The organism is Nocardia sp. NPDC004123, assembly GCF_053603795.1.
On the sequence record NZ_JBSGGG010000005.1, the window covers coordinates 362,304 to 374,069 of the forward strand.

The 11,766-nt window shown below is 67.6% G+C and carries 12 protein-coding genes; 5 read left to right on the forward strand and 7 right to left on the reverse strand.

Annotation, left to right across the window (positions count from 1 at the left end; all coding sequences use genetic code 11):
- Positions 1-161 precede the first annotated feature (161 nt).
- A complete protein-coding gene (locus ACWEQQ_RS09860) occupies positions 162-461 on the forward strand; it encodes a hypothetical protein (RefSeq protein ID WP_379402827.1) in 300 nt (99 codons plus the stop codon).
- A 407-nt stretch (positions 462-868) separates the two neighbouring features.
- Here ACWEQQ_RS09860 and ACWEQQ_RS09865 read toward each other — a convergent pair whose 3' ends face one another.
- The 5 genes from ACWEQQ_RS09865 to ACWEQQ_RS09885 all read right to left on the reverse strand — a co-directional run bounded on the left by ACWEQQ_RS09865 (position 869) and on the right by ACWEQQ_RS09885 (position 4,883).
- Positions 869-1,096, reverse strand: coding sequence for a DUF6247 family protein (locus ACWEQQ_RS09865; RefSeq protein WP_452347938.1), 228 nt, complete (start codon positions 1,094-1,096; stop codon positions 869-871).
- Complete coding sequence (locus ACWEQQ_RS09870) at positions 1,096-1,218, reverse strand: hypothetical protein (RefSeq protein WP_452347939.1); 123 nt, start codon at positions 1,216-1,218, stop codon at positions 1,096-1,098. The genes ACWEQQ_RS09865 and ACWEQQ_RS09870 overlap by 1 nt, the downstream gene beginning before the upstream one ends.
- Before the next feature lie 94 nt (positions 1,219-1,312).
- Positions 1,313-2,314 carry a ketol-acid reductoisomerase gene (gene ilvC, locus ACWEQQ_RS09875; protein ID WP_452346080.1) on the reverse strand — a complete coding sequence of 334 codons (1,002 nt, stop codon included), beginning with the start codon at positions 2,312-2,314 and terminating at the stop codon, positions 1,313-1,315.
- A gap of 110 nt (positions 2,315-2,424) precedes the next feature.
- Positions 2,425-2,928, reverse strand: a complete 504-nt coding sequence (gene ilvN, locus ACWEQQ_RS09880; RefSeq protein ID WP_040860049.1) for an acetolactate synthase small subunit — start codon at positions 2,926-2,928, stop codon at positions 2,425-2,427.
- The gene (locus tag ACWEQQ_RS09885; protein ID WP_452347940.1) at positions 2,925-4,883 is read right to left on the reverse strand and encodes an acetolactate synthase large subunit; all 1,959 of its coding nucleotides are present in this window, start codon (positions 4,881-4,883) and stop codon (positions 2,925-2,927) included. Before ACWEQQ_RS09885 ends, ilvN begins: the two co-directional genes overlap by 4 nt.
- A 319-nt stretch (positions 4,884-5,202) precedes the next feature.
- Here ACWEQQ_RS09885 and ACWEQQ_RS09890 point away from each other — a divergent pair, with 319 nt between their 5' ends.
- The 3 genes from ACWEQQ_RS09890 (at position 5,203) to ACWEQQ_RS09900 (ending at position 8,069) form a co-directional block, all read left to right on the forward strand.
- Positions 5,203-5,766 (forward strand): PH domain-containing protein, encoded by a 564-nt coding sequence (locus tag ACWEQQ_RS09890; protein ID WP_452347941.1) that lies wholly within the window; start codon positions 5,203-5,205, stop codon positions 5,764-5,766.
- 145 nt (positions 5,767-5,911) lie between these two features.
- On the forward strand, positions 5,912-7,753 hold the full coding sequence (ilvD, locus tag ACWEQQ_RS09895) for a dihydroxy-acid dehydratase (protein WP_452347942.1): 1,842 nt from the start codon (positions 5,912-5,914) through the stop codon (positions 7,751-7,753).
- 16 nt (positions 7,754-7,769) lie between these two features.
- On the forward strand, positions 7,770-8,069 hold the full coding sequence (locus ACWEQQ_RS09900) for a hypothetical protein (RefSeq protein WP_452347943.1): 300 nt from the start codon (positions 7,770-7,772) through the stop codon (positions 8,067-8,069).
- A gap of 480 nt (positions 8,070-8,549) precedes the next feature.
- Here the strand turns inward: ACWEQQ_RS09900 and ACWEQQ_RS09905 are convergent, their stop codons facing one another.
- Positions 8,550-9,419, reverse strand: coding sequence for a DoxX family protein (locus ACWEQQ_RS09905; RefSeq protein ID WP_452346067.1), 870 nt, complete (start codon positions 9,417-9,419; stop codon positions 8,550-8,552).
- Positions 9,420-9,554: 135 nt separating this feature from the next.
- On the opposite strand from ACWEQQ_RS09905, the gene ACWEQQ_RS09910 reads away from it, so the two are divergent.
- Positions 9,555-10,703, forward strand: a complete 1,149-nt coding sequence (locus ACWEQQ_RS09910) for a PQQ-dependent sugar dehydrogenase (RefSeq protein ID WP_452346066.1) — start codon at positions 9,555-9,557, stop codon at positions 10,701-10,703.
- Between the two features lie 67 nt (positions 10,704-10,770).
- Here ACWEQQ_RS09910 and ACWEQQ_RS09915 read toward each other — a convergent pair whose 3' ends face one another.
- Complete coding sequence (locus tag ACWEQQ_RS09915) at positions 10,771-11,595, reverse strand: MerR family transcriptional regulator (protein WP_452346065.1); 825 nt, start codon at positions 11,593-11,595, stop codon at positions 10,771-10,773.
- Between the last annotated feature and the right edge of the window lie 171 nt (positions 11,596-11,766).

The window sequence follows — 11,766 nt, forward strand, 5'->3', positions numbered from 1 at the left end:
CAGTTGCGAACGGCCCTGCGGGAGAATTCCTGCGGGGCCGTTGCCGTGCACCGGGTTTCGGGGTCGCTCAGGGTCTCGTGTCATACATGAGGACCATTCGGCCCTGAATTCACAGCGATTCGGATTCACAAACAAGCACAATTCCGGCACAGTTGCTGACCATGAAGTCGACATCTCTGCACCGGATCGCAGCCCGTGTGGCTGTCGCCGGTGCGATCGCCTTGGTTCCTCTTGCAGCAGTGACCATTCCGGCCTCGGCGGACGTTCCGCTGGACAACGCGCCCAGCGATGTGGCGTGGCCGCACCACCAGGACGGCTGGTGGGATCGCGACGATTGGCGCCATCGCCACGACCGTGACGACTGGGACCACGACCGCGACGGCTGGAACCGGGACTGGCGTCACGACAACGATGGCTGGTGGTGGCGCAATGCGCTGCCGGACAGCTTCGGAAGCTGGTAAACCCGAGACACGACCACACCTCGCGCGATCCCCCCTCACGCGCGAACAGCGAAGGCCCGCCAGGAGAAATCCTGGCGGGCCTTTGTCGGCGAGAACCTGGTGGACCCCTAGGCTGCTTCGGCGATCGAGCGATCGCCCCGGCTCACCATGGGCCTGCTCAACCCAGCCACTGAACCATCAAGATATCGACCCTCCGTTGCGGTTCGACCACCAGATAGGTGACCAATCCGCAAGCACCGAAGGGCATCTGGCGGACCGGAGCATCGGGATTGGATTGATTGATCCGAGTCGCCATTCCACGGCACAAGGCGGAGAACGACTATGACCTCGACGAACGCGAGCAATGCTTCGTGTGGCAGTGCATCGATCTACTCGGAGGCTTCGCCGTCGGTGTCGACGTCGTACACCTACCGGCCATCCAATCGTGCGCTGATCCGCGCCAGAACTTCGTCGGCGGAAACACGCGCCGAAACCGGTAGTTCGCCGCGCTCCATTCGCGCAACTGCATCGTTTGTCTTCTCGATCAGGCGGAAATAGCTTCCAGGATCGGCGTTCTCGGCGGCGGCCATGATTCGCCAACGCGCGAGGAAGGAGTGAATCAGTGTGATGTCCTGGCTCTGCTTGGCCTGGTCCATCATTGCGTCCCGTTGCGATCGAATTCGGCAGCGACCTCCGGCGGCAGGACGGCCCGAATCGCTGCCGGATCGGCGTCCGGCACGCGCGGCCGCGGCTCGGGTACCGCTGCGGATGAAGTCACGATGCCATCGTAGTCCGCTGCCACCACCACCTCCGAGAAAGCGAACGACCCGCCGGGCGGACAAGCCCGGCGGGTCGTTGAGATCGCGAAACCCTTAGGCGGTTTCGGTGATCGGGCGGTCGACCCAGCTCATCAGGCCGCGGAGCTTGGCGCCGGTAACCTCGATGGGGTGCTCGGCGTTGGCCTTGCGCAGGGCCTCGAGCTCCTTGTTGCCGCCCTCGACGTTGGCGACCAGGCGCTTGACGAAGGTGCCGTCCTGGATGTCGGTCAGGATCGCCTTCATGCGCTCCTTGGTGCCGGCGTCGATGACGCGCGGGCCCGACAGGTAGCCACCGAACTCGGCGGTGTCGGAGACCGAGTAGTTCATGCGGGCGATGCCGCCCTCGTACATCAGGTCGACGATCAGCTTGAGCTCGTGCAGGACCTCGAAGTAGGCCATCTCCGGCGCGTAGCCGGCCTCGACCATGACCTCGAAACCGGTCTTGACCAGTTCCTCGGTGCCACCGCAGAGCACGGCCTGCTCACCGAAGAGGTCGGTCTCGGTCTCTTCCTTGAAAGTGGTCTTGATGACGCCGGCGCGAGTGCCGCCGATGCCCTTGGCGTAGGACAGCGCCAGCGCCTGGCCGGTGCCGGTCGGGTCCTGGTCGATGGCGATCAGGGCCGGAACGCCCTTGCCGTCGACGAACTGACGACGCACCAGGTGGCCCGGGCCCTTCGGGGCGACCATGCCGACGGTGACGTTGGCCGGAGCCTTGATCAGACCGAAGTGGATGTTGAGGCCGTGGCCGAAGAACAGCGCGTCGCCGTCCTTCAGGTGCGGCTCGATGTCGTTGGTGAAGATCGAGGCCTGCGCGGTGTCGGGCGCGAGGACCATGATCACGTCGGCCCACTCGGCGACCTCGGCCGGGGTGCCGACGGTCAGGCCGGCCTCTTCGGCCTTGGCACGGGACTTCGAGCCCTCCTGGAGGCCGATGCGCACGTCGACGCCGGAGTCGCGCAGGCTCAGCGAGTGGGCGTGGCCCTGGCTGCCGTAGCCGATGACCGCGACCTTCTTGCCCTGGATGATCGACAGATCGGCATCGTCGTCGTAGAACATCTCGACTGCCACTTTGGGTGCTCCTTCTTGGATTCTGTGATTAAGCGTGGTGGATCCCGGCCGAAAGCATGCCGGGATGGCGGGCGGATGGCCGCCGTGGCGGCCGGTTACTAGCGAGTCGCGGTGATGGACTTGGGTCCACGACCCACCGCGACGACTCCGGACTGCACGATCTCACGGATCCCGTAGGGCTCCATCATGCGCAGCAGCGCGTCGAGCTTGGAGCGGGTGCCGGTGGCCTCGATGGTCAGCGCGTCGGGCGACACGTCGATCACCTTCGCGCGGAACAGGTTCACGGCCTCGATCACCTGGGTGCGCACGCTGGCGTCGGCGCGCACCTTCACCAGGATCAGTTCGCGGGCCACGGAGCTGTCCGTGTCCTGCTCGACGATCTTGATGACGTTGACCAGCTTGTTCAGCTGCTTGGTGACCTGCTCCAGCGGCAGATCCTCGACCGTGACCACGATGGTCATGCGCGAGATCTCCGGGATCTCGGTGCCGCCCACCGCGAGCGACTGGATATTGAAGCCACGCCGGGAGAACAGGCTGGCCACGCGGGCCAGCACGCCCGGCTTGTCCTCCACCAGCACGGACAGGGTGTGGGTGGTCGTCATTCCTCGGTCCCCTTCTGGGAGGCACGCTCGTGGGCGGCCAGCGAAGCCTTCTCGTGTGACATCGCCTCGTGGATCACGGCGGGCTCGGACGCCGACTCGTCGTCGTCGAACAGCGGGCGGATGCCGCGCGCGGCCATGATCTCGTCGTTGGAGGTGCCGGCGGCGACCATCGGCCACACCTGCGCGTCCTTGCCGACGATGAAGTCGATCACCACGGGCCGGTCGTTGATCGACTGCGCCTCGCGGATCGCGGCCTCCACGTCCTCTTCCTTCTCCACGCGAATGCCGTGGCAGCCCAGCGCCTCCGCCAGCTTCACGAAGTCGGGGATACGCAGGGTGTGGGTGCCCAGGTCGGTGTTGGAGTAGCGCTTCTCGTAGAACAGGGTCTGCCACTGCCGGACCATGCCCAGGTTGCCGTTGTTGATCAGCGCGACCTTGATCGGCACACCCTCGACGGCACAGGTGGCCAGCTCCTGATTGGTCATCTGGAAGCAGCCGTCACCGTCGATGGCCCAGACCTCACGGTCCGGCATGCCCATCTTGGCGCCCATGGCGGCCGGCACGGCGTAACCCATGGTGCCCAGACCACCGGAGTTCAGCCAGGTGCGCGGCTTCTCGTACTTGATGAACTGCGCGGCCCACATCTGGTGCTGGCCGACGCCGGCACAGTAGATGGCGTCGGGACCGGCCATCTGGCCCAGCTTCTCGATCACGAACTCCGGCGACAGCGAACCGTCGGACGGGGTCTTCCAGCCCAGCGGGTAGCTGTCGCGGACACCGCTCAGGTAGTGCCACCACTCGGTCAGATCCAGCAGCGGAGCCTTGCCCGCGGCGGCCGGATCGGCCTTGAGGGTCTCGATCAGCTCGGTGATGACCTCGCGGCAGTCGCCCACGATCGGCACGTCCGCATGGCGGTTCTTGCCGATCTCGGCCGGGTCGATGTCGGCGTGGATCACCTTGGCGTTCGGCGCGAACGAGTCCAGCTGGCCGGTGACGCGGTCGTCGAAACGCGCGCCCAGGGTGATCAGCAGGTCCGAACGCTGCAGTGCCGCAACGGCTCCCACGGTGCCGTGCATACCCGGCATGCCCATGTTCAGGGTGTGGGTGTCGGGGAACGCGCCGCGCGCCATCAGGGTGGTGACCACCGGAATGCCGGTCAGCTCGGCCAGTTCCAGCAGTTCCTCGTTGGCGTCGGCCTTGATGACACCGCCGCCGACGTACAGCACCGGAGCCTTGGCATCCATGATCATCCGGGCGGCCTCGCGCACCTGCTTGCCGTGCGGCTTGGTGACCGGACGGTAGCCGGGCAGCTTCATCTCCGGCGGCCAGGAGAAGGTGGTCTGCGCCTGCAGCACATCCTTCGGGATGTCGACCAGCACCGCCCCCGGGCGGCCGGTGGAGGCCAGGTGGAACGCCTCGGCGATCATCCGCGGGATGTCGATCGGGTCGGTCACCAGGAAGTTGTGCTTGGTGCACGCCATGGTGATGCCGGAGATGTCGGCTTCCTGGAAGGCGTCGGTGCCGATCAGCGAACGGCCGACCTGACCGGTGATGGCCACCAGCGGCACCGAGTCCATCTGCGCGTCCGCGATCGGGGTGACCAGGTTGGTCGCGCCCGGACCGGACGTGGCCATGCACACACCCACCTTGCCGGTCGCCTGCGCGTAGCCGGTCGCGGCGTGACCCGCGCCCTGCTCGTGGCGGACCAGCACGTGGCGGACCTTGGTGGAATCGAACAGCGGGTCGTAGACGGGAAGAATCGCACCGCCCGGAATGCCGAATACCGTGTCGACGCCGAGCTCCTCGAGGGAACGGACGACCGACTGCGCGCCGGTGACCCGCTCGGGCGGGACCTGGCGGCGGTTCGGAGTTGCGGCCGGAGCCGCGGTCGGCTGAGTGGCCGAAGGCGCGGGCCTGCGGGCCGAGGGCCCGGGCCGGGCGGTAGGTGCGCTCACCGTCTTGGTTCCTTACTGCTTGTCGTTCCAGTCCATGGACTTGCCTGAACACAAAAAAGCCCCCGACAGCCAGTGGCTGTTCGAGGGTGGCGCGTCGCAGCTGCGAGCTGACGTAAATGACCTACAGTCGTCGGCTCAGCGCTGGACGCGCCGGCCGATTACGAGCAACTCGGTTCGATTCACGCGCTCGACGGTATGCGCGCGTGGGTCGTCCAGTCAAACAGCTGACCTATTGGGTCTCATTATGTGAGACAGTGCGGTTGATCGGGTCCGTTCACCGTGATGCAAGGATGGGGGTGTGTCCTCACAGCATCAGTCCGTGCCACCTGCTCGATCGTCCCACACGCCCGAGTCCGAATCCGACGCGGGTCGCGTGATCCGTGTCCCCCGGCTCGCTCACCTCGGGGTGTTCATCCTGCTGTTCTGCGTGGCGTTCGCGTTCTTCGGGTGGCCGCAGGTGCTGTGGATCCTGTTCGCCATCCCGGCCGCCGTGGTGGCGTGGATCGAGCGGACCCGGACGACCGTCTCGGACAATGGCGTCGACACGCGCACCCTGTTCGGCGGGCGGCACATCGACTGGGCCGACGTGCGCGGGCTGCGCATCCCCAAGCGGGGGTACCTGCAGCTGCATCTGGCCGACGACTCCGATGTGACCTTGCCCGCGGTGGGATACAACCGGCTCGCGGATCTCGTCGCCGCCTCGGGCGGGCGCATCCCGGACCCCTTCGTGGAGCCCGACGAGGATGAGGACGAAGCGGGCGAAACTGCCGAGGCTGCGTCCGAATCCGCCGACGCTGCGTCGGAAACCACGGAGCGCGAGACCGAAACCACCGAGCCGACGGCCGAATCCACCGAGCGCGAGGCCGATTCCGGCAAGTCGTAAGCGTTTCGGGGGTGCAGAGTTCTTACCGGCGGTGATCGAGGTCATGGCGCGGGAGTAACGTTGAGGCCCGCCGGAGAACGCCGCGAGACGTATTTCTGGACAGTCGCTCAACAGCCCACTGCGACACGACCCGAGGACCTGACCAATGCCACCGCTTCGCTCACGCACCACCACCGCCGGCCGCAATGCCGCGGGCGCACGCGCTCTCTGGCGCGCGACCGGTCTCACCGACTCCGACTTCGGGAAGCCGATCGTCGCCATCGCGAACTCCTACACCCAGTTCGTCCCCGGCCACGTGCACCTGAAGGACGTCGGCGAGATCGTGGCCGAGGCGGTCCGGGCGGCCGGCGGCGTGCCGCGCGAGTTCCACACGATTGCCGTGGACGACGGCATCGCCATGGGTCACGGCGGCATGCTGTACTCGCTGCCCTCGCGCGAGATCATCGCGGACTCCGTGGAATACATGGCCAACGCGCACACCGCGGACGCGCTCGTGTGTATCTCCAACTGCGACAAGATCACTCCCGGCATGCTGAACGCCGCCATGCGGCTCAACATCCCGGCCGTGTTCGTCTCCGGCGGTCCGATGGAGGCCGGTAAGGCCGTGGTCGTCGGCGGCGTGGCCCAGGCCCCGACCGACCTGATCACCGCCATCTCCGCCAGCGCCTCGCCGAACGTCACCGAGGACGGGCTCACCGAGGTCGAGCGCTCCGCTTGCCCGACCTGCGGCTCCTGCTCGGGCATGTTCACCGCCAACTCCATGAACTGCCTCACCGAGGCGCTGGGCCTGGCGCTGCCGGGCAACGGCTCCACGCTGGCCACCCACGCCGCGCGCCGGGCCCTGTTCGAGAAGGCCGGCCGCGTCATCGTCGATATCGCCACCCGCTGGTACCGCGACGACGACGCCTCGGTGCTGCCGCGGAACGTGGCCGATGCCAAGGCCTTCCGCAATGCCATGGCGCTCGATGTGGCCATGGGCGGTTCCACCAACACCGTGCTGCACACCCTCGCCGCCGCGCAGGAGGGTGAGATCGAGTTCGATCTGCAGACCATCGACGAGATCTCGCGTCGCGTGCCCTGCCTGTCCAAAGTGTCGCCGAACTCCGACTACCACATGGAGGACGTGCACCGCGCCGGCGGCATCCCGGCCATCCTGGGCGAGCTGCGCCGCGCCGACCTGCTCGAGACCGATGTGACCACGGTGCACACCGCGTCCTTCGACGAGTGGCTCGACACCTGGGACATCCGCTCCGGCAAGGCTTCCGAGGAAGCCGTCGAACTGTTCCACGCCGCGCCCGGCGGGGTGCGCACCACCGTGCCGTTCTCCACCGAGAACCGCTGGTCCTCGCTCGACACCGACGCCGAGGGCGGCTGCATCCGCGACAAGGAGCACGCCTACACCGTCGAGGGCGGGCTGTGCGTGCTGCGCGGCAATATCGCCCCGGACGGCGCGATCCTGAAGACCGCCGGTATCGACGAGGATCTGTTCACCTTCGAGGGCCCGGCCGTGGTGGTCGAATCCCAGGAGGAGGCGGTCTCGAAGATCCTGGGCAAGGAGATCAAGCCCGGCGACGTGGTCGTGGTCCGCTACGAGGGTCCCTCGGGCGGCCCGGGCATGCAGGAGATGCTGCACCCCACCTCGTTCCTGAAGGGCGTCGGCCTGGGCAAGGTCTGCGCGCTCATCACCGACGGCCGCTTCTCCGGCGGCACCTCGGGCTTGTCCATCGGCCACATCTCCCCAGAGGCGGCCAGCGGCGGGTCCATCGGCCTCATCGAGAACGGTGACCGCATCCGCATCGACGTGCACACCCGCGCGCTCGAATTGCTGGTCCCCGAAGACATTCTCGCGGAGCGCCGCGTGAAAATGGAAGCGTCCGAACGGCCTTGGCAGCCCGTGAATCGCGAGCGCCCGGTGACGACCGCGCTGCGTGCCTACGCCGCGCTCGCCACCTCCGCCGACAAGGGTGCCGTCCGGCGCGTGCCGTAATCAAGAAAGCAAGGGAATGACAATCGAATACATCGGCAAGGCCGACTCCATGCTTGCCGACTACACGGCCATGCTCCAGCGGTCGGACGCCCGCAATGCCGAAGCGCGGGCGCTGCTCGCCGAGGCCGAGGAGCTGGCCGCCGAGGTCCGGGAACTCGACCACGCCGAGTTCATGGCGACGCCGGACGAGCAGGTGCGGATCAACCAGCACCGGGCGATGCTGCACCAGGAGATCGACAGCAAGTCCGGCCGGGTCCTCCAGCTCCACCAGGAGACCTTCCAGGAATGGGAATCCTGGACCACGCGTCAGTGGTGAAAGGTGGTGGGGGGCAAGCCCCCCACACCCCCCGGGGAGAGGATTGCGGGGGCAAGCCCCCGCACCCCCAGAGAAGAATTTGTGGGGGCAAGCCCCCACACCCCCTGGAAAGACTTGCGGGCGCTAGCCCCACGCCCCGTGGAAAGACTTCTAGCCCCACGCCCCACGGAAAGACTTGCGGGCGCCACCCATACCCCCCCCGGGAAGGCGATTTGTGGGGCAAGCCCACAGCCTCGAAGGGGCTCGCGAGATCTTCCAAACCACACCTGAATGTCTCGCGGAGCCTCGTGCACAGCCGGAGGATGCAGGGTTCTCCCCAGGCTGCTGAAGCGCGCGGGATTTACCACGACCCGTGCTGTACATGAGGAGTTCCTGCGCGGGCATACCGTTCGAGGGTTCTCACACGGGCCCGTACGACGAAGCGGCCGTATCGATCTATTGAGATCGATACGGCCGCTTGGTGGTTCGGGGGTGTCGGGGTCAGGTGAAGGTGATGCCGGCCAGGGGGTTGCCGCCGTGGAGGTAGGTGTAGGCGAGGATGGCGGCGGCCAGGGCGGCGGCGACGGCGGCGAGGGAGCCCCAAAGGGGTCTGGTGGCCCAGCCTCGGTTGCGGTCGAGGGAGAGGCGGCCGGGGCCGGTGAGGATGAGGACGGTGGCGAGGGCTATCAAGACGGATTCGAGTTCCACCGAGTTGCCCTTGGCGGAGTATTGGAAGCCGGGGACCATGGACTGCTTCCACATCCAGGCGTCGAGGATGATGGCGAGCAGGGCGCCGGCGGCCAGGGGGGTCGCCACGCCGAGGGCGACCATGATGCCGCCGCCGAGTTCGCCGGCGATGAGGAGGGGGGCGGCGAGGTCCACGTGTTTCCAGCCGCCGTTCTCCATGGCGGTTCTGATGCCGTCGTAGCCGGGGCCGTGGAACCAGCCCGCGGCCTTCTGCAGGCCGTGGTAGACGAAGGTGCCGCCGATGACCAAGCGCAGCAACAGCAGTCCGAGGTCCAGCGTGCCGCGGCGGTCGTCGCGGCGGCGGACGCGGCCGTTGCTGTCGGCGGGGCTGGGCGGTGCCGGCGGGATGCTGGCGAACGAGTAGGTCGGGGACGGCTCGGTGGTGGTGCCGTCGGCCGTACCGGGGATGGCGCTCTTGACCTGGTTGTAGAGCGGGACCTCGGGGTCGAGACCTAGTTCCTCGTCGGTGCGGGGTAGCTTCTCGGTGGTTTGGACGCCGGACGGGGTGGCGAACTGTTCGGTCGGCGAATCGAAGGGGCTCCGGACCGGCTCACCGGCCGGTCGCGGAACAGCGGGCGGCAGGTCGCCCGCCACGGCGGACGGCTCGTTCGGCTTGTCTGTCACGCGGGCCAGACTATTAGCCAGAACCGCTCGGCACACAGCAGAACACGGGCGTGTCCACCGTCCGATTCGCGCCACGGCGAAGGAAGGGACACCCCGTCCGAGCGTGGACGGCAGGTTTTCCGTAACGTCTCAACCATGAGTTTGGTTGCCGCTGGCCGTGCCGGGGTGGGTGCGCGGAGAGTTGTGCTGGGCGTGACGCTCGGCGCCGTGCTGCTGTCCGGCTGCGCCCGCTTCGATGATCGTGCCTCGAGCCCGTTCACCACGGAGCCGACCTGGCAGGACGCCGAGCCCAGCACCACGACGCCGAAGGTGCCGCCGACCAATGCCAAGCGCCCCGATCTGCCGTGTGTGGATCCCGATCTGGCGGTGGTGGTCTCGTGCCTGGACACCACCGCCGGCCTGGTCGCGCTGCCGGACGGCGGGAGCGCGCTGGTGGCCGAACGCACCACGGGGCGCATCCTGAAGGTGATCGCCACCGACGAGGGCGAACCGCCCGCGCCCATCGAGATCGCCCGGCTGGATGTGGATCCGGCCGGGGACGGCGGTCTCACCGGTCTGGCGCTGTCGCCCACCTTCACCGAGGACGGGCTGATCTACGCGTACGTGACCACCGGGGGCGACAACCGGGTGGTGCGCATCTCCACCGACGGCGGCGCGCCCAAGCCGATCCTGACCGGAATTCCGAAGGGGGTCAACGGCAATCGCGGGTCCATCGATTTCGCCCCGCAGAACCGCATGCTGGTGCTCACCGGTGACGCCGGCAATCCGTCGCTGGCCGCCGACACCAACTCGATGGCCGGGAAGCTGCTCAGCATCAGCTCCCCCGCGCCCGGCGCCTCCGCCGATGTGATGGTGACCGGTATCGGCGTGGCGGGCGGGGTGTGCTCGGACGGCAAGGATTCCATCTGGATCACCGACCGCACCGCCACCGAGGACCGGTTGCAGCGGGTCGGCCCCGACGGTGTCGCGGTGAAGGCCTGGACCTGGCCCGATCACCCGGGCGTGGCGGGCTGTGCCGCCGCCTCGGACGGTGTCGCGATCTCGTTGACCAACCAGCGGGCCCTGGCTCTCGCCACGGCCGACAAGAACACGCACGCCGTCACCGCGGCGCCTTCGCTGCTGGCCCAGGACAAGTACGGCCGCCTCGACGGCGCGACGCTGGGCGGCGACGGCAATATCTGGGTCGGCACCGTGAACAAGCCCGACGGCAATCCCAACCAGTACGACGACCGCGTGGTGCGGATCCCGCCGCCGTCCGCGGGCCAGGGCAACGGACCGGACTAGTCACCGGCTTTCCCTGCGGCGCACAGCAAGAGCTGTGCGCCGCAGTGTTTTTCGGGGAGTGATCCGTTCACACGACAGGGGCGACCGGCATTTGCAGTTCCACGACCCACCCGTCCGAGGTCGGGTCCTCGGGCGCGTTGAGGTAGACCTCGCGGATGGGAGCATTGGGGGCGTAACGGTTCTCGTCGGCCCAGCGCCCCATGGCCTCGAAGGACACGCACAGTTCGGCCAGCTTCCCGCGATGCACCAGGGTCGCGGCCTGCGGAATCTCCGGCAGCAGGTGCAGGTCGAGGCTGCTGCCCGGCGCGGCGGTCCCCGCGACCCGATGCGCCACGTGCACCCGCAGACCTTCTTCGAGCTCTTCGTAATACACGACGGGCGCGCCGGTGATGGTGAGCCCGGCCTCGGGGATCAGCTTCCCGAGCTGGGCGTAGAGCCGCTCGATGATGGGCCCGACCGCCGCCTCCCCGGATTCGGCCGCGACATCGCTCATTTCGGCGACGAGCGTGGCGGACAGCGGTTTCACGATGATTTCCTGCTCCGGCATGACGCCCTCCTTCTGGATACGCAGGAGCCTCGCCTCGACGCTCGCGAGCCGTGCGGTGTCCGCGGCCACCTGATTGGCCAGCTGCGCGCGACGCAGTTGCAGCATCCCGTGCAACCGCTCCGCGGACAGCTGCCCGTCGAGGAGTTCGGCCACCTGGTTCAGGGTGAAGCCGAGTTCCTTCAATGCGACGATCCGGTTGAGCCGTGCGAGCTGTTCGGCCGAATAGAACCGATAGCCGCTGCACGGATCCACCTCGGACGGCGGCAGCAGTCCGATCTCGTCGTAGTGGCGCAGCATTCGCACCGACACCGATCCGAACCTGGCGAAGTCTCCGATACTGAACATGACCCCTCCAGGTTTAGGACCTCACACGGTGTGAGGGTCAAGCCCATGATCACTCGAGAGCTCGGGGCGCGCGGCTGCTGCCGGAGCGCCGCCAGCGATGCCGCCGCATTGGGCGGGGTGATGCCGACGCTGTAGATGAATCCGGGCGTGGTGTAGTTAAGGAACCGGATG

What these genes read in the sequence shown, in the direction of transcription:
- ACWEQQ_RS09860 (WP_379402827.1), top strand. Translation starts at nt 162, where the DNA reads ATGAAGTCGACATCTCTGCACCGGATCGCAGCCCGTGTGGCTGTCGCC.
- ACWEQQ_RS09865 (WP_452347938.1), bottom strand. Translation starts at nt 1,096, where the DNA reads ATGGACCAGGCCAAGCAGAGCCAGGACATCACACTGATTCACTCCTTC.
- ilvC (WP_452346080.1), bottom strand. Translation starts at nt 2,314, where the DNA reads ATGTTCTACGACGACGATGCCGATCTGTCGATCATCCAGGGCAAGAAG.
- ilvN (WP_040860049.1), bottom strand. Translation starts at nt 2,928, where the DNA reads ATGACGACCACCCACACCCTGTCCGTGCTGGTGGAGGACAAGCCGGGC.
- ilvD (WP_452347942.1), top strand. Translation starts at nt 5,912, where the DNA reads ATGCCACCGCTTCGCTCACGCACCACCACCGCCGGCCGCAATGCCGCG.
- ACWEQQ_RS09900 (WP_452347943.1), top strand. Translation starts at nt 7,770, where the DNA reads ATGACAATCGAATACATCGGCAAGGCCGACTCCATGCTTGCCGACTAC.
- ACWEQQ_RS09910 (WP_452346066.1), top strand. Translation starts at nt 9,555, where the DNA reads ATGAGTTTGGTTGCCGCTGGCCGTGCCGGGGTGGGTGCGCGGAGAGTT.
- ACWEQQ_RS09915 (WP_452346065.1), bottom strand. Translation starts at nt 11,595, where the DNA reads ATGTTCAGTATCGGAGACTTCGCCAGGTTCGGATCGGTGTCGGTGCGA.